Source organism: Allosaccharopolyspora coralli (assembly GCF_009664835.1).
GTDB classification, from domain to species: Bacteria; Actinomycetota; Actinomycetes; order Mycobacteriales; family Pseudonocardiaceae; genus Allosaccharopolyspora; species Allosaccharopolyspora coralli.
On record NZ_CP045929.1, the window covers coordinates 1,742,146 to 1,757,867 of the forward strand.

The window sequence follows — 15,722 nt, forward strand, 5'->3', positions numbered from 1 at the left end:
ACGCGGTGGAGGTGGCTACTTGATGTCGGCGATCCCGCAGTCGGCCGCGAGGTGAGGTTCCGCCGCGGAACAACCAACGCAGATCACCCCGCGCGACCGCTCAGCTACGGGCGCAACGCGCGCATGAGTGCGAGCAGGGTGCGGTTGTGCGGCGCCGGTATGCCGTGGTGCTCGGCCGCGGCGACCATCGGCGCGATGATGTGTTCGTGTTCGGTCGGCCTGCCAGCGAGACGGTCGTAGAGCATGGAGGTTCCCGCGTCGCGCGGGAACTGTTCCACACACGCGGCGAGCACCGATTCGGCCTCGTCGTCGTCGAGCTCCGCACCGTCCGCGCGACCGGCGGCGACCGCCTCGGTCAGCACGGCCAGTGCCAACTCGCGGATGCTGTCCTCGTCGAAGACCTCGAGCCGGCGGGAGGTCAACGCGGTGATCGGATTCGCGGCGAGGTTCGTCAGCAACTTCCGCCATGCGTCGGTGCGGAAGTTCTCGGTGAGCCGGACCGTCGGCCCGTCCGGTCCGAACAGGTCGGAGAACGCCGTGCCGTGCTCCGCCGCCGGGACGATCATGCTCGTGGGCGTGTGCTGCACGACATGGCCGGGGGAGACCCGCTCCGCCCCGACGTAGATCAACGCGGGCACCACGGGGCCGCGCAGGTCGAACGCCGCCACCGACTCGTCGTGCTCGATCCCGTTCTGTACCACGACGATCGGCGCCCGGCCGTTGTCCAGCGCCCGCAGCCACCTGGCGGCGCCCGGAACGTCCTGCACCTTCGTCGTCAGCAGGATCCAGTCGACCTCGCCGATCTCCCTCGGGTCGGTGGCGACCCGGACCGCGGGCTCGTCGGTGCCGCCGGGCCGGTCGATGACGAAGTGATCGAACGGAGTCCGGACGCACAGGGTCACTGCGTGCCCGGCGTCGTGCGCGGCGGCGGTGAGCACCCCGCCGATCGCACCGGCACCGATGACGGCGATGCGTGTCTGTCGTGAAGTCACGACAGGAGATTACGTCGCCGGTTCAGCCGGCCGGTACGGCCCTGACCTCGCCGCGCAGAACGGAGTCGAGGTCGTACCGTGCGGGTTCGGCGAGCTGGTCGTATCGGCACGATTCAGGCTCACGGTCCGGTCGTTCCCGCACGAACTGGGTGGTGTGCCGGAATCGGGACGGTGCACCACCTTCGGTGTGGTCATAGCTGACTTCCACGACACGTTCGGGTCGCAGCGGCACCCACGGCTGCTCGCTGCTGTTCCAGCGGTTCACCGAGCCCGGCAGCCTGCGGCCGTCCTCGGCGCCGGCGCCGAGCCACGGGTGCTCGCCGTCGGTGCGCAGCGGCGCGAACTCCTCGGCGAGTTCGCGCCGACGTGCTGCCGGAAACGCCCCGACGACACCGACGTGATGCAGCCTGCCCTCGTCGTCGTGCAGCCCCAGCAGCAGCGATCCGACGGCCGTACCCGGCTCGGTCTTGGCATGCCACCGCAACCCGGCGACGACGCAGTCCGCTGTGCGAGAGTGTTTGATCTTGAGCATGGTGCGCTTGCCCGGCTCGTACGGACGGTCGCCGTGCTTGCCGATGACGCCGTCCAGCCCGGCACCCTCGAACACGCGGAACCATTCGCGAGCCACGTCCGGGTCGTCGGTCACCGGTGTCGTGTGTAAGCCGAGGTCCGCGCTCAAGTCGAGACCGGCGAGCACCGCACGCCGAGCCGCGAACGGTTCCGCACACAGATCACGGTCGTCGACAGCGAGCAGGTCGAAGGCGATGAAGCGTGCCGGGGTCTTCTCGGCGAGCATCTCCACCCGGCTCTTTGCGGGGTGGATCCGTTCGCCGAGCGCGTCCCAGTCGAGCCGGTCACCGTCCGGGTCGCTGCTGGTCACCACGAGCTCCCCGTCCAACACCAGCGGCCGGTCCAGCGTGCGGACGTGTGCGACGACCTCGGGGAAGTACCGGTCGAGCGGTTTGCCGGTGCGGGACTGCAACGTCACCGGCTCGTCGGCCTGCGGGTCCAGGAACACCAGGCAGCGGTAGCCGTCCCATTTCGGCTCGAACAGCAGGCCGGGCGTGTCCGGGACGCCGTCGACGGGTCCGGCCAACATCGGTTTCACCGGTGGGTGCACCGCGAGCGCCACGGCGACCTCCTCGCGCAGGAAAGGACAGCAACGCTGTGAGTCTGCCACCGCGCAGTCCCGGGAGCAGTGCTCTCGCGTGCGTGTCAGCGCACCCGTCTGCCGGGCGCGCGGTCGAGCTCGAGGCGGATCGCCGTCGGCAGTACCTCCGTGCCCAGTGCTTCCCGTGCGCGACCGAGCACCTTGTCGTCGAGTTCTTCCCACACCTGCCGCACGTTCGTGCCTTCCTGCAGCGACAGCACGAGCCGCAGGTTCGGGCGTTGCGCCGTGCCCGCCATCCGCACCCGCGCACGGGTTACGCCGCTGACCGACTCCGCGTCGGTGCGAATCGCGTCGGTCAGCGCCGAACCCGACACGGTGAGGCCGCCGGTGGACAGCGTGCCGGGCTCCAAGCGCATGTCCGGACGGGCCTCCGGCCGCAGCGCGCGGCTGATCCACCACAGCCCCAGCGCGACCAGTAACACCCCTGCCGCGATGCCGACGAGCACGGTGATGCCGGGTGCGGCTCGGACCGCGTCGACGACCATCGGGTCGAGTACCGACCTGTCGGCGCGGAAGTCCCCGAGCCACCCGGCACCGACGATCAGCGCGAGCCCGCCTGTGAGCAGCGCGACCACGCCTGCCAGCACGGCCAGCCCCCGTTCGAACCGCAACGAGCGGCCGACCGCGGTCGAACTCGGACGTGGCTGCCTGTGCGAGGTCACCGTCGCCTCCCGAGTCATCGGTTCTGCTTCATCGGAGCCGCCGAGACCGACACCGACGGGCGGCTACGCAGCGGCAGTTCTCCGACGGCCTCCTCGGTGGTGGTCATGAGGCGGTCACGGAGGTCGCCGAGCGAGGAGTACTCCCCGGTGGCTTTCACCCGCACCCGCGAACGACTCGCCGTGACCGAGGCACTCGCGACTCCGTCCTGGCCGCGGACCTGATGCCCGACGAGCCGTGCCAGCGAGCGAGGGTCGGTCGTGACGGTGACCTCCGGGGCCGGGTCGTGCAGCCGGATGTCCTTGCGCCCGGCACGTGCGGCGACGAACAGCAGCACCAGCCCGAGCACGGCCAGGACTCCGGCGGCGATCATGACTCGCGGATCCGACCACGCCAGGCCGGCCAGCGGTGCTCGCCAGCCGCGCCACGGCACGGCGAGTCCAGCACTGGCGGGACGGAACCATGCCCACACCGCCTCGACGGCCAGCAACACGCCCAGCACGGTCGCCGCGAGGCCGAGCAGTGCCGCGAACAGTCGAACCAGCAGCCGCATCGCACTCACTCCACTCGTGCCGGCGCGTCGTCGGACACCAAGGCCGAGACGGTCACGTCCACGGACCGCACCGTGCAGCCCGCCAGCCGTTCCAGATCGGACTCGACCCGGTGCCGGACGGTGCGCACCGTCTCCCGCACCGGACTCGGATACCGCAGTGCCAGGTCCAGCGAGACGCGCAGTTCCGCGTCCGGACCGGACAGCCGTGCGTGGGAGCCGTGCTCGCCGAGGCCGACGCCGGCGATCCGTCTGCGCACCGGTCTGCTGTCCGGTACCCGGTCGGCGGCGTGTTCGGCGATCTTGCGCAGCACCGAGCGGTCGATGTCCAGCCGCCCGCGCTCCTCCGGCGCCGTCGCCTGCTCGCTCACCGGTCCCGTCCCCGGCCGAGGATGTCGCCGATCTCCATCTCGCCGTCGAGGATGCGCCCGACCAGCAGCCCGACCGCGCCCACCGCCAGTGCGATGAGGAAACCGACGAAACCTCCGACCGCCGCGGCGGTACCGAGGATCAGCCCGGCGAGAAGGCCGGTCTGCGTTGCGTTCATGGGAAGTCCCTCCTGGATGAGACCGACCACCGCGACGGCGCCCGGGTGTTCACCGAACGCGGGGTGGTTGCTTGCGCCGGGCGAGCCGCTCCCGGACGTCATGGACGAGTCCGCGCACACCGCTCGGTCGGTCGACGAACACCACCGGACCGTCGTAGCGGTCCACAGTAGACCAACGGGCCGGGTTCGCCCCCTCGCGCCAGCGGGCGAGTCCGGTAGCGAACGCCTGCGGATCCCCTCCTACGTCCGGATGATGCGCCCGGACGTAGGCACGGAACGCGGCCCGCTCGGTGGGAGCGAGCCGCCCCGTCGGACCCGTGGTCACGGTGGGCCCGCGCCGGGTTCGAGATCGCTGACGTGGACCGCGTCCGCGACGGCGATGTTCACCGGCACGTCGCCGGCGACCGCTACGACGCGCGCCCGCACCTCGTCGATCACTTCGGGTAGCGGCCGGTCGAGTCTGACCACGACGGCGACGTCGACCGGTTCACCCGGATCGTTCGCCCGGATCCCCTCGACCCGGCGCCCCGGCAGATAGGTCGCCACGAACGAGCGACCGTCGAGCCGCACCACGGACGGGTGCGCCTCGACCTCCCGCGCGAGACGGTCGGCGAGGCTGAACGAGTTCTCCGGGCTGTGCGCCATGCGTGCCCTTTCGTGGCGGCGTCGATGCGTGAGCCTTTTCGGTTGTCATAGCCACCACAAAGACTCACGCCTCTGTTACTCAACCCGCGACGACGCCTCGGACTCGCTGCTCTCGTCGTCGTCGGATGGCAGATGGATGTCGTTGACGGCGATGTTCACCTCGATGACCTCCAGACCGGTCATCCGCTCTACCGCCGTGATCACGTTGCGGCGCACCGCCCGGGCGAGGTCCACGATGGACGCGCCGTACTCGACGACGATGTCGAGGTCGACCGCGGTCTGCTTCTCGCCGACCTCCACCTGCACCCCGGAAGTCGACGAGGTGCCGCTGCCGCCCGGGATTCGCTCCCGCAGCGCGCCGAACGCGCGGGAGACACCCCCGCCCATCGAGTGCACCCCGGAGATCTCCCGAGCCGCGATCCCGGCGATCTTCTGCACCACCGAGGCCGCGATGCTCGTGCGCCCCTGTGAGGTCTCGTCCGAGAGCCGGTCGGGTGAGCCGCCGGTACGCGACTCCGGGACCGACGTCCCGGTCTGCGTCGACTGTGTCTCGTTCGCCTGGGCCATGATCGGCCCTCCCTTCACCTGACCGGCACCTGCCGGTTCTCCACTTGCCGGTTCTGTCGCCGACCGCTTGTCGCCGTAGCCTGCTCGGCCGCTGTGCTGTCCCGCGCTTTCGCCGGTACGACCGCGTCGGCCTCACAGATCAGATGCAGCATGGGAGCCGATCTTCCGGCCCGCCACAAAAGGTCACCCGATCGGATTACCCAGGCGGCGGGGTCACGTCGACGACCGCGACGTCGACGGGGGGAGCCAGCGGCCCGAGCGCGCGCCGCATCTCGCCTTCGACCTCGACCCGGACACTGTCCGCGACCTCGTGCGCGGGCAACGAGTAGCGCACCGCCAGCTCGATCCTCATCCCGTCCGGCCCTCCGTGGCACCGACGGAGATGCACTCCCGATCGGCTCGCCGCCGCGTCCCCGCCTGCCTGCCGCGCCAACGTCAGGGTGGCCCGTGAACTCACCGTCACCGTGCCACCCTCCTGCGGCAACGAGGCCGGCTGATGCCCGTCGACCGAGCGCATCCCGCGCACCGTTTCCATCGCCCGCTCCACCAGGCCGGTCGGCAGCTCCACCGGAGTCCGGGCGGCGGCTCGGACCGGCTGCCACGACCGCTGCATGGACTCCAACCGCCGCGAGCAGTACGGACAGTCCCGCACGTGCTCGGCGAGCTCGCGCGGCCCTTGGCCGTCGAGGTGAGCCAGCAGCATCGACTCCGTGCGTCCGCAGGGCAACGTGCGGTCGACGCCGATGCCGGAACCGCTCATCGCCCCTCCTCCAGCTTCGTGAGCAGAGCCATCCGCGCCCGGTGCAGACGCGACCGCAACGCGGCGACGTTCACGTTTAGCACGGCGGCGACCTCTTCGTAACTCAATCCTTCCAATTCGCGGAGGACCAGCGGCGCCCGTTGCGACGGTTCCAGCGACGCGATCGCGCGATGCACCCTTCGCACCTCTTCCGACCGCACCGCCTGCCGCTCGGGAGTGTCACCGCGCGGGTCGGAAAGCCATCGGCCGACCGTGTCGTCCGCGGTGTCCAGCGGCGTCGTGGGTCTGCGACGCCGCACCTGGGCCAGCGCGGAATTGGTGACGATGCGGTACAGCCAGGTGGACACCGCGGACTCGTTGCGGAAGGTGTCCAACGAACGCCACGCCGAGACCCAGGCGTCCTGCACCGCGTCCTCGGCCTCCACCGGATCTCCGAGGATTCGCAGTGCGACCCGGTACATCCGTTTCGTGTGATGACGGACGAGCACATCGAACGAGCATCCGTCGCCGCGACGGGCAGCGGCGACGAGTGCGTCGTCGGTGTCGCCGTCGGTCACTCCGGAAGTCTCCCGTACCTCAGCAGCAGCAGCGACTCCTCGGCACGCACCGCGGAGAGCAGCCGCATGCGCCGGGCCGCCGCGGCCACCGGGCCCGCGGCGATGCGTCCGGCGCCACTGCCTGCCAACTGCGGGGAGACCGTCAGACACAACTCGTCGACGAGGTCCTCCGCGACCAGGGCGCCGAACAACGTCGGCCCGCCTTCACAGCCCACGCGGCGCAAGCCCCGGCGGTCGAGTGCGGTGAGCGCGGCACGGAGATCGATCTCTCCGTCACCGGCGACGATGACGTCGGCCCCGAGGTCGGAGAGCGCGCGGGTGCGCTGTCCAGGCGCGGCATCGCACGTCACCACGATCGGCGGCACCACCGTGTCGGTGAGCAGCGGCGATTCCGCGTCGAGTGCGCACGTGCGGGTCACCACGGCGATCGGCGGCACCTTCGAGAGTCCGAACCGTGCGCGGCGCCGACTCCTGGCCTCGGTGTCGCGGATACCGGGATAGCCCTCGGCGACGGCCGTGCCGAGACCGACCAGGACGACGTCGGAGAGATCCCGGATGAGGGTGAGTACGCGTTGGTCGGCAGGGCTGGACAGCCCCCGCGAACTCCCGTTCACCGCGACCGCCCCGTCCAGGCTGGTCACGAAGTTCACCCGCAACCAGGTCCGGTCGAGTTCGGCCGGGTAGTCGTAGAGCGACTCGAGTTCCTCGTCCGCCGGGTGTGCGCCATCTAACGGCCAGAGCCTGTCCACGAAGACCATCTGACCATGCCTTATACAGTGCGGGCATGACGACCCCGCGCTTGGCCGATCACCGTCCCGAGCTCAGCCCGGGCGACCTGGTCGAGGCGATGACGCCGCCCCCGAGGTTCGACTCCGTGCGGTTCGAGACCTACGTCCCGAACCCGGAGGAACCCAGCCAGGCCGAGGCCGTCGACTCCTGCCGAGCCTTCGCCGAACGCGTGAACGCCGCCGCCGCAGGTTCGGGCTCACGTTGGTGGTCGCTGTTCGGCGGGAAACGCAAGACGGCGGTAGGCGACGAGAAGCTCGGTCTGTACCTCGACGGCGGTTTCGGTGTGGGCAAGACGCACCTGCTCGCCTCGATCTGGCATGCGGTGCGCGGTCCGAAGTCCTACGGCACGTTCGTGGAGCTGACGAATCTGGTCGGTGCGCTCGGGTTCGCCGAGACGGTCGACAGGCTCAGCACGCAGACACTGCTCGCGATCGACGAGTTCGAGCTCGACGACCCGGGCGACACGATGTTGGTGACCCAGCTGATCGCGAAACTCACCGACGCGGGCGTGCACGTGGCGGCGACGTCGAACACGCTGCCGGACAAGCTGGGGGAGGGGCGGTTCGCCGCCGTGGACTTCCTCCGCGAGATCCACGCCATGTCCGCTCGGTTCGGCGTGGTGCGCGTCGACGGACCGGACTACCGGCACCGTGGGCTGCCTGACCCGCCGGAGCCGATGAGCGAGGCCGACCTCCTCGCCGCCGCCGAGGAGACGCCCGGCGCGACGCTGGACGAGCTCGACGACCTGTGCGACTTCCTCGCCGGGATGCACCCGTCGCGCTACGGGGCACTCGTGGACGACGTGCGAGCGGTGCACGTGCGCAACGTCGGCCCGGTCTCCGGTCAGGACGTGGCGCTGCGACTGGTCGCGCTGGTCGACCGCCTCTACGACCGCGCGGTGCCGGTACGGGTCTCGGGCGAGCGGTTGTCGACGTTGTTTCCCGAGGACATGCTCCAGGGCGGGTACCGCAAGAAGTACCTCCGCGCTCTGTCTCGTCTCACTGCCCTCTCCCGCGACCTCGCCAAGTCGTAACCCGCCGCCGACGAGGCGAACGGCACTCTCGCCTCGTGTGGTGGGGCGAGAGTGCCGTTCGCTCGGTGCTCAGCGGCGGACGACCTCGGCGATGGCGTCGATGCCCCGGTCCAGCTCCGCACGGGAGATCACCAACGGCGGCGCGACACGCAACGTCGTGTCGTGAGTCTCCTTGCACAGCACGCCGCGCGCGGCGAGGGCCTTGCTCGCTTCCTTGCCGCTCGGCCCGCCTTCGGCGATCTGGACGCCGGCCCAGAGTCCCCGCCCGCGCACTTCGTGGACGCCGTGCCCGACGAGCTCGCCGAGGCGCCCGTGCAGGTGTTCGCCGAGTTGCCGCGAGCGTTCCTGGAACTCTCCGGTGGCGAGTAGCTTGATCACGGCACGGCCGACCGCGCAGGACAGCGGGTTACCGCCGAAGGTCGACCCGTGCTCGCCCGGCTTGAGCACCCCGAGTACCTCCTGGCGGCCGACCACCGCCGAGACCGGCATGATGCCGCCGCCGAGCGCCTTACCCAGCGTGTACAGGTCGGCGCGGATACCGTCGTGCTCGCTGGCGAGCAGTTCGCCGGTGCGGGCCAGCCCGGACTGGATCTCGTCGCAGATCAGCAGGACGTTGTTCTCGTCGCAGAGCCGCCGCAACTCACGCAGGTACCCCTTCGGGGGCACGACCACGCCGGCCTCACCCTGGATCGGCTCGACCAGCACGGCGGCGGTGTTCGGCGTGATCGCGGACTCCACGGCACTCGCGTCTCCGTACTCGGCGACGTGGAAGCCGGGAGTGAACGGGCCGAAGTCGGCGCGGGCGGTCTCGTCGGTGGAGAAGGACACGATCGTGGTGGTACGGCCGTGGAAGTTGGAGCCCGCGACGACGACCTCCGCGCGGTCCATCGGCACACCCTTGACCTGGTAGGCCCACTTGCGGGCCACCTTGACGGCGGACTCGACCGCCTCGGCCCCGGAGTTCATCGGCAGCGCCGTGTCGGTCCCGGTGAGTTCGGTGAGTTCCTTGCAGAACAGGCCGAACTGGTCGTGATGAAAGGCGCGGCTGGTCAGCGTGACCCGCTGCAGTTGCGCGGTCGTGGCGGCGATCAGGTCCGGGTGGCCGTGACCGAAGTTCAGTGCGGAGTACCCCGCGAGGAAGTCGAGGTAGTGGCGACCGTCGACGTCGGTCATCCAGGCACCCGAGGCTTCGGAGATCACGACGGGCAGCGGGGAGTAGTTGTGCGCGCTGTACTGCTCGTCGAGCGCGAGGAGCTGCGAAGCGTCGTAGGTCTGGTCGGTCGAGGTCGCGGCGGGAATCATGGCCATAGGCTATGTCGCGCGAGCGTTCGACTTCAGCCGGAACACGTTGCTTCTTTCGACAGTTTGTTGCGTGATTCGATGGGATGACGTTGGTATCTTGTGTACCAGGCGTGGATCGCGCGCGATCCGAGCGAAAGCAAGGAGACGGCGTGACCGCGAACACCTATCTCGGTACCTATACCAGCGCCGATTCGGCGGCCACGGGGATCGTCGCCGCCGAGATCGACGACTCCGGCCGACTCCGGCCGACAGGACGTCTCGCTCCGGCGACCGACCCGTCGTTCTTGGCCCTGGCCCCCGATCGGGCGACCGTCTACGCCGTGCGGGAGCAGCGGCAGGGCCGCGTCGTGGCGTTCCGGGTGCGGCCGGACGGGACGCTGACCGAGCTGAACTCGCAGCCCACGCAGGGTTCGGACCCGTGTCATCTCGCCGTGCACCCGAATGGACGGTTCCTGTTCGCCGCGAACTACGCGTCGGGGGACGTGGTGGTGTATCCCCTCGGCGAAGGCGGTGCCGTCCGGGAACCGTGTCATCAGGCTCACCACAGCGGCAGCGGACCGAACGCGCAGCGGCAGGCGGGGCCGCACGTCCATCAGGTGGTCGTCGACCCCAGCGGCGGACGGCTGCTCGCGGTGGATCTCGGCACCGACACGGTCTCGGTCTACGACATCGACCGCGACAGTGGTCACCTCGCGCTGCGCTCCGAGCTCGCCACTCATGCAGGCGCGGGACCGAGACACCTCGCCTTCCTGCCGTCCGGAACCAGGTTTCTGCTGATCAACGAGCTCGACTCGACGGTAACGGAGTGCGGATGGGATCCGGCGACTGCCACCGCGACGGCCTACCGGACTGTGTCGATCGTTCCCGAGTCGTTCACCGGCACGACGCTGGCGGCCGAGATCGTGGTCTCCCCGGACGGCAGGTACGCGTTCGCGTCGAACCGTGGGCACGACAGTCTCGCGGTACTCGACCTCCAGGAAGGGGTTGCTGTGCGCGAGATCGTGCCGGCTGGGGTCCGCGGTCCTCGGCACATGAGCCTCGCCCGTGGCGGGAGCGTTCTGGTGGTGGCGGGGGAAACGAGCCACACGGTGCAGTCGTTCGCGGTGGAGGCGGGGGCGTTGCGGGCCATCGGCGAGCCGGTCCCCACGCCGAGCCCCGTCTGCGTCCTGCCGGTGGAATGAGACGCCGGTCCAGGGTTGTCGCTGCGTACGTGTGCACTCGAGGCGGCCCGAACATCGCGGGGGCGAACTGGGGGCGGCGGTACTGGACTGCCTACCCAAGTTCCACGATGCCCTCAGAGCATCCTGGAGTCGTAGGCGCGCGGCGCGTACTGGTGCAAGGCCGTATGCATCCGGCGCGATTCTTGGCGTCGTTTCAGCACACCGCCGGTGATGCCGACGGGGAAAACGCGCACCCCGCCGTGGTAGCGACGAACCCAGTGCCACCACGAAGACGAGAGCTTCGGCGCGCCCTGCGTCGTCCATACCGCGACGCTCTGGCTCTTGCCGCGACCGACGACGCCCACGCGGTTCACGTGATGCCAGGGGATTTCCCTGGCGAGTCCGGGACGGCTGATCCGGATCCCGTCTCCGTTGATCTTGATGCGGAGTGCGGGAGTGAGCATTCTGGCCACCGACAGCGCCGCGCTCGTACCGAACAGCACACCCGCGACGCCCAGCAGCATGAGCGGCTGCCCGGACACGGCTCCGTCACGGGCGAACGCGAACACCGCGACCAGCATGAACAGCGCGAACAGTGCCCCCACCGCGTACCGCATCCGTCCCTTGGTGCGAAAGACCGGACCGGGGACGTCGGCGCGCACCCGGTCGGTCCGTTGCTGCGAGGTGTCGCGAGGGCGAGCGGGGGCGAGCGGCTCGCGCCGTTCGACCGCGCTCCAGTCCGGGCGGGTGACCTGATCGTCGGGGCCTGGGGGAGCCTGCACTGGCGCGGCCGCCGCGGCCACGCTCGAGGTGTACTGGGCAGTGCCCTGCTTCGCCGGACCCTGCTGCACCGGACCTTGTTGCACGGTCCCGACTCCGACGGCGTCCGGCTCGTCGTCGGCCGCCGCTGCCTGCTGCAGCTGCATCGTGTGCTCGGTGATGACGGCTGTGATGTCCGGCGGTAGCCAGTTGTCGCCCTGCGGGGACGGCTCGCCGATCTCGTCCAGGATCCGCGTGGGCGTGGGGCGCTGTTCCGGTTCCTTCGTCAGGCAGGCGGCGAGGATCGGGCGCAGGCCGTCAGGAACATGGGTGAGGTCGGCTTCGCTGTGCACGACCCGGTAGAGCATCGCCGCCGTGTGGTCGTCGCCGAACGGTCCGGCGCCGGTGGCGGCGAACACGAGGACCGCGCCGAGGGAGAACACGTCGCTGGGTGGGCCGACGCCCTCGCCGACGGTCTGTTCGGGGGAGAAGAAGCCGGGCGTGCCGAAGAACATCCCGGTCGCCGTCATCGCACTGGAGGTCAACGCGCGTGAGATCCCGAAGTCGATCACGCGCGGCCCGTCCGGGCCCAGCAGGACGTTGGCCGGCTTGAGGTCGCGGTGCACGAGCTCGGCCTTGTGCACCGCGGTGAGGGCTTCGGCGAGCCCGGCGGCCAGGCTCAGGACCGTCTGCTCCGGCAACGGCCCGTGGTCGGCAACCGCCTGGTGCAACGTGGGACCCGGCACGTACTCGGTCGCCAGCCACGGTTGGTCGGCCTCGGTGTCCGCGTCGACGACCGCGGCCGTCCAGAAACCACCGACCGAGCGCGCCATCGCGACCTCGCGCCGGAACCGCTCGCGGAATTCCTGATCCTCGGCGAGGTCCGGGCGTACCTGTTTGACCGCCACCGCACGGCCACCTCGTGAGCGCGCCAGGTAGACGCCGCCCATGGAGCCCTTGCCCAGGCGCGCGAGCAACCGGTAGTGCCCGACGGTCGCCGGCTCGCCGGCCAACAGCGGTCGCACGATTCTCCCCTCGTTTTACTCGGTGGGTGCAGGGCCTCTGACATTACCCTTCCATTCGAGATCGGAAGTGCTCGAAGTGCCCGCTGACCTGCACCAACGCAGTGGTTCTACTCACGAGTTGACTACTGTCCAGGTCGCGATGGTAGCCCGCCTGGCCGAGCTGTACGCGCAACGCGAAGAGATCGAGGCCGAGATGTCCGACCTCAAGTCCGAGTTGCGCGGGCCCGGGACCTGCTCCCGTCGCAGGAGTTCCGCCGTTGCCAGGCGCCGGCCGGACGGAACGTCGTCGTGCTGGCCAGGGATGGTCGTGATGCGCGTCGACGGTGCTGACGGACGGTTCCGGGATCTGATCGTCAACGCACAGACCGACGCCAGCGCCGATGAGATCATCCGTGCCGCTCGGTTCCAGGCCCGCGCCGCACGCAAGGGTGCCTACCGTTAGTCCCACTTTCGCAGGTGTGGTGGGATGTTCAGGCTCAGATACTCCTTGGCCATCCGGTTCACGTCCGCGCCGTTCTCGTACGTGGAGTGCAGGAGCCCCAAGTAAACGAGGTCCCAGAGTTCGCGGTTGAGTTGCAGCTCGTGAATTGGCACGTATTCGAGCCTGCCTCCGTGCGCGTCTTCCAGTATGAGCTGGTGCGCGACACCCCCCACGGTGACGTGGATCTTGGTCAGCTCGTACGTGCGGAGGGAGCTGTTGCCGTAGGCGAGCCAGTCGGCACCGGCCGCGATGCGTAGGTTTCGCTCCCTGGCAAGGAAGAACACCGGCAGCGGCAGGAAGAACAACCACAGCCACCAGGTGCCCATCCACGCCAGTCCCCCGTCCTTGAGGGTGAACACCCCGGCGACGACCACGACCGACAAGGCGATGAACGTCCACAGGCGACCGTGCGACGGGTGGAACCACTCCAACACCGGACCCGCAGCCGGTGGCGGCTGGGGCACCTTCGTTGCGCCGTTCCTGCTCTTGTCCTCGGACCGCCGCCAACCATTCTCCAGCGGTGCCCTCGGCGGCCGCGGTTGCCCCGTCTGTGGGTCCGGTTTCAACGGGAGGCCGGGAGTGGTCATCGGGTCATCTTCGGGTTGATCTCTTCGAGCTTCTCGCCGATCTGTACGGCCTTGTCGAAGGCATCGGGTCCCCATTCCTCGATCGCGAAGCCGACACCGACACCGACCGCTGCGGCACCGATCACGGCCCCGGTGACCGGGGTGCCCATCGCGAGCAACCACGAGGACGTGGCGGACCCGGCGAGATAGCTCCCGGCACCGCTGGCCACGGCGGTGGCCGGGTCCTTGCCCTGGCCGAGATCATAGCCCACACCGGAGGCCGTGATCGTGAGGCCGACGACGGGGAGTTTGCTCCCCACGCGGGTGGCTCCGCGGACGAAGCCGGTCGAGCTGCCAGCCGATGGTTTCGCCAGACTGGCTTGGAGAAACTCTTTGGTCCGCGGCGAGAGTTTGTCGACCCACCCGGCCACGCGGGAACCGAGAGCCTGACGGTTGGCCTCCCGCAACTCCTGGGTGCGCTCGATGTGAATCATGGCGGCCTTGGTCTGCCCGGCCAGCGACATCGACGGATTGTGCATCATTCGTTCGGTGATCTCGATGGACCCGGAAGCGGCCAGTTTCGTGGCCTTGGCACGGAGTTTCGCCGTTGCTCCCGCGTGGGCACCCGCGAGTCCGGTGAGGACGTCGGTGGCGTTGAACGGCGACTTCTCCACGAGACCACCGAGAAAGCGGTTCAGTGTGGCCACGGCGCCGTGTTCGGTCTTGCGCGCGGCTTGGACCAACGTGGAGCACCCGGCGTACGCCTCCGCCTGCTTGGCGAATGCTTCCACCGCGCGGGTTCCCTCTGCGTGGGCCTGCGTCTGCTCCGGTGTGGCCGGTTGGTCGCTCGGCAGCGGTGCCGGTGTCGGTGGCTCGGGTCCCGGCTCCATGATGAGGAAACCGCGGAGGTCTAAGCCTTCCTTGACCGCCAGCTCGCGGGCCTGCTCCATCCGCTTGGTGACCGTGTCGATCTGGTCAGCGTGCTCGCGCAACACGTTCGCGAAGTCGGTGAAGGCATTCGAGGTGTCCTCAATGCCCGGTTTCGTCTTGTGCGACATCTCGCGGAAGGAGTCCCCGGCGTGCGAGGGCCAGGCACCCTCGGACTCGCCACGGGTGCCGGTGACCACCCCGATGGCACCGTCGACCGCGGTTCCCGCACCGGCCATCCATTCCGCAGCCGTGCGCATCGTGGAAGGTTGCTTGTCCACCTCGGTATCAAGCGGCATCAGTTCTCCCCCGTGATCTCGCCGAGGCGGGACAGGTCTTTGATCGTCCCGGCGTCGGTGTCGTCGTAGACATCGCGTCCGTGCGCGACCGCGTCCCCCATGCCGTTCAGGATCTCGACGATCTCCGCGGCGGAGATCGTCAGCATGGCCATCGCACCGGCAATCGCTTCCGTCGACTCCCCAGCGACGGGTGCCGGTGGTGGTGCGGTCATGCTATCCAAGTCCTGTGCTCCGTTGCGGAGACGACTGGCGATACCGCTGAGTGCGTCCAGGTCTGCGTGGGTGCCGGTGAAGTCGCCGAGGCTCACCGCGAGACCTCCCCGCGCAGCTCGTCCGGCAGCGGCGGGTCCCAGAGCACGTCGTCGGCGCTGCTCTGCTGCTGCACCTCGGGGACCCTGTCCTGTGGCGTCGCGATCCACGGTTGCTGACCGCCGAGGGTGCCCACGAGCGCGTCCAGGCTGGTGAAGGCCGGGAGGACAGTGCGGCCGTCCGGGAGCCGTACGAGCTGGACCGTGATCTCGCTGTCTCCCTCGATGACCCGCTCGGTTGGCAGGTACACGGTGATGGGTTCCTGTCCGTGCTGCTCGGCGAGCCAGTCGGCCCCGATCACGGACGGAGCGGCCTCCGGGTGGTCTAGGTCACGCAACGTCTCTTCCCCTGGTCGTGGTGTGTGGGGGAAGCCTATCGAGCCGCCATGCGCGGGGTGAGCGGGTTTCGACTCATCACCTGATCGGCCTAGTGGATCATGAACTGGCTGAGATGATTCTGATCATGATCCACATTTGCGGGGCGCGTGCGGGCGGTTGTCCCCATCGTTCGGATCCGTCGGCAGCGGGCTTTCGTCCGGAGTGACGCCGAGTAATCGGTTACTCGGTTTCGTGGCAACCACTTCCGGTCGGTGGGTGTCGTCGGTATGATCCGGCCCACCCCGA

21 protein-coding genes are annotated in these 15,722 nt (G+C 69.4%); 3 read left to right on the forward strand and 18 right to left on the reverse strand.

Features of this window, described 5'->3' with window-relative positions:
* Window positions 1-104: 104 nt before the first annotated feature.
* From GIY23_RS08285 to GIY23_RS08340, 12 genes are all read right to left on the reverse strand, one after another.
* Window positions 105-992, reverse strand: coding sequence for a 2-dehydropantoate 2-reductase (locus tag GIY23_RS08285; RefSeq protein WP_154076116.1), 888 nt, complete (start codon window positions 990-992; stop codon window positions 105-107).
* 22 nt (window positions 993-1,014) lie between these two features.
* Window positions 1,015-2,124, reverse strand: coding sequence for an ATP-dependent DNA ligase (locus tag GIY23_RS08290; protein WP_154078707.1), 1,110 nt, complete (start codon window positions 2,122-2,124; stop codon window positions 1,015-1,017).
* Between the two features lie 83 nt (window positions 2,125-2,207).
* Window positions 2,208-2,843, reverse strand: coding sequence for an Asp23/Gls24 family envelope stress response protein (locus GIY23_RS08295; protein WP_154076117.1), 636 nt, complete (start codon window positions 2,841-2,843; stop codon window positions 2,208-2,210).
* A complete protein-coding gene (locus tag GIY23_RS08300) occupies window positions 2,840-3,376 on the reverse strand; it encodes a DUF6286 domain-containing protein (protein ID WP_154076118.1) in 537 nt (178 codons plus the stop codon). The genes GIY23_RS08295 and GIY23_RS08300 overlap by 4 nt, the downstream gene beginning before the upstream one ends.
* Before the next feature lie 5 nt (window positions 3,377-3,381).
* Window positions 3,382-3,744, reverse strand: a complete 363-nt coding sequence (locus GIY23_RS08305; RefSeq protein ID WP_154076119.1) for an Asp23/Gls24 family envelope stress response protein — start codon at window positions 3,742-3,744, stop codon at window positions 3,382-3,384.
* The gene (locus GIY23_RS08310) at window positions 3,741-3,920 is read right to left on the reverse strand and encodes a hypothetical protein (protein WP_154076120.1); all 180 of its coding nucleotides are present in this window, start codon (window positions 3,918-3,920) and stop codon (window positions 3,741-3,743) included. The genes GIY23_RS08305 and GIY23_RS08310 overlap by 4 nt, the downstream gene beginning before the upstream one ends.
* A 49-nt stretch (window positions 3,921-3,969) precedes the next feature.
* The gene (locus tag GIY23_RS08315) at window positions 3,970-4,245 is read right to left on the reverse strand and encodes a hypothetical protein (protein ID WP_154076121.1); all 276 of its coding nucleotides are present in this window, start codon (window positions 4,243-4,245) and stop codon (window positions 3,970-3,972) included.
* Window positions 4,242-4,565 carry a hypothetical protein gene (locus GIY23_RS08320; RefSeq protein ID WP_154076122.1) on the reverse strand — a complete coding sequence of 108 codons (324 nt, stop codon included), beginning with the start codon at window positions 4,563-4,565 and terminating at the stop codon, window positions 4,242-4,244. Before GIY23_RS08320 ends, GIY23_RS08315 begins: the two co-directional genes overlap by 4 nt.
* A 75-nt stretch (window positions 4,566-4,640) precedes the next feature.
* On the reverse strand, window positions 4,641-5,132 hold the full coding sequence (locus tag GIY23_RS08325; RefSeq protein WP_154076123.1) for an Asp23/Gls24 family envelope stress response protein: 492 nt from the start codon (window positions 5,130-5,132) through the stop codon (window positions 4,641-4,643).
* A gap of 196 nt (window positions 5,133-5,328) precedes the next feature.
* A complete protein-coding gene (locus tag GIY23_RS08330; RefSeq protein ID WP_154076124.1) occupies window positions 5,329-5,892 on the reverse strand; it encodes an anti-sigma factor family protein in 564 nt (187 codons plus the stop codon).
* The gene (locus GIY23_RS08335) at window positions 5,889-6,449 is read right to left on the reverse strand and encodes an RNA polymerase sigma factor (RefSeq protein ID WP_154076125.1); all 561 of its coding nucleotides are present in this window, start codon (window positions 6,447-6,449) and stop codon (window positions 5,889-5,891) included. The genes GIY23_RS08330 and GIY23_RS08335 overlap by 4 nt, the downstream gene beginning before the upstream one ends.
* On the reverse strand, window positions 6,446-7,207 hold the full coding sequence (locus GIY23_RS08340) for a pyrimidine reductase family protein (protein WP_154076126.1): 762 nt from the start codon (window positions 7,205-7,207) through the stop codon (window positions 6,446-6,448). The genes GIY23_RS08335 and GIY23_RS08340 overlap by 4 nt, the downstream gene beginning before the upstream one ends.
* 26 nt (window positions 7,208-7,233) lie before the next feature.
* Here GIY23_RS08340 and zapE point away from each other — a divergent pair, with 26 nt between their 5' ends.
* Window positions 7,234-8,271: a cell division protein ZapE gene (zapE, locus tag GIY23_RS08345; RefSeq protein WP_154076127.1), complete on the forward strand. Its 1,038-nt coding sequence runs from the start codon at window positions 7,234-7,236 to the stop codon at window positions 8,269-8,271.
* Between the two features lie 69 nt (window positions 8,272-8,340).
* Here the strand turns inward: zapE and rocD are convergent, their stop codons facing one another.
* The gene (rocD, locus tag GIY23_RS08350) at window positions 8,341-9,573 is read right to left on the reverse strand and encodes an ornithine--oxo-acid transaminase (RefSeq protein ID WP_154076128.1); all 1,233 of its coding nucleotides are present in this window, start codon (window positions 9,571-9,573) and stop codon (window positions 8,341-8,343) included.
* Window positions 9,574-9,722: 149 nt separating this feature from the next.
* Here rocD and GIY23_RS08355 point away from each other — a divergent pair, with 149 nt between their 5' ends.
* Window positions 9,723-10,754 (forward strand): lactonase family protein, encoded by a 1,032-nt coding sequence (locus GIY23_RS08355; RefSeq protein ID WP_228717615.1) that lies wholly within the window; start codon window positions 9,723-9,725, stop codon window positions 10,752-10,754.
* Window positions 10,755-10,867: 113 nt separating this feature from the next.
* Here the strand turns inward: GIY23_RS08355 and GIY23_RS08360 are convergent, their stop codons facing one another.
* Window positions 10,868-12,517 carry a serine/threonine-protein kinase gene (locus tag GIY23_RS08360; protein ID WP_154076130.1) on the reverse strand — a complete coding sequence of 550 codons (1,650 nt, stop codon included), beginning with the start codon at window positions 12,515-12,517 and terminating at the stop codon, window positions 10,868-10,870.
* A gap of 139 nt (window positions 12,518-12,656) precedes the next feature.
* Between GIY23_RS08360 and GIY23_RS08365 the strand changes: the two genes are divergently transcribed.
* Window positions 12,657-12,959, forward strand: coding sequence for a hypothetical protein (locus tag GIY23_RS08365; protein ID WP_154076131.1), 303 nt, complete (start codon window positions 12,657-12,659; stop codon window positions 12,957-12,959).
* Here GIY23_RS08365 and GIY23_RS08370 read toward each other — a convergent pair.
* Genes GIY23_RS08370 through GIY23_RS08385 form a run of 4 tightly spaced genes read right to left on the reverse strand, consistent with a single transcriptional unit; the run spans window position 12,956 to window position 15,436 of the window.
* Window positions 12,956-13,585 carry a hypothetical protein gene (locus tag GIY23_RS08370; RefSeq protein WP_154076132.1) on the reverse strand — a complete coding sequence of 210 codons (630 nt, stop codon included), beginning with the start codon at window positions 13,583-13,585 and terminating at the stop codon, window positions 12,956-12,958. The two genes, GIY23_RS08365 and GIY23_RS08370, sit on opposite strands and share 4 nt — an antisense overlap.
* Window positions 13,582-14,790 (reverse strand): hypothetical protein, encoded by a 1,209-nt coding sequence (locus GIY23_RS08375; RefSeq protein WP_154076133.1) that lies wholly within the window; start codon window positions 14,788-14,790, stop codon window positions 13,582-13,584. The genes GIY23_RS08370 and GIY23_RS08375 overlap by 4 nt, the downstream gene beginning before the upstream one ends.
* On the reverse strand, window positions 14,790-15,098 hold the full coding sequence (locus tag GIY23_RS08380) for a hypothetical protein (protein WP_154076134.1): 309 nt from the start codon (window positions 15,096-15,098) through the stop codon (window positions 14,790-14,792). Before GIY23_RS08380 ends, GIY23_RS08375 begins: the two co-directional genes overlap by 1 nt.
* A complete protein-coding gene (locus GIY23_RS08385) occupies window positions 15,095-15,436 on the reverse strand; it encodes an SAV_915 family protein (RefSeq protein WP_154076135.1) in 342 nt (113 codons plus the stop codon). Before GIY23_RS08385 ends, GIY23_RS08380 begins: the two co-directional genes overlap by 4 nt.
* Window positions 15,437-15,722 lie beyond the last annotated feature (286 nt).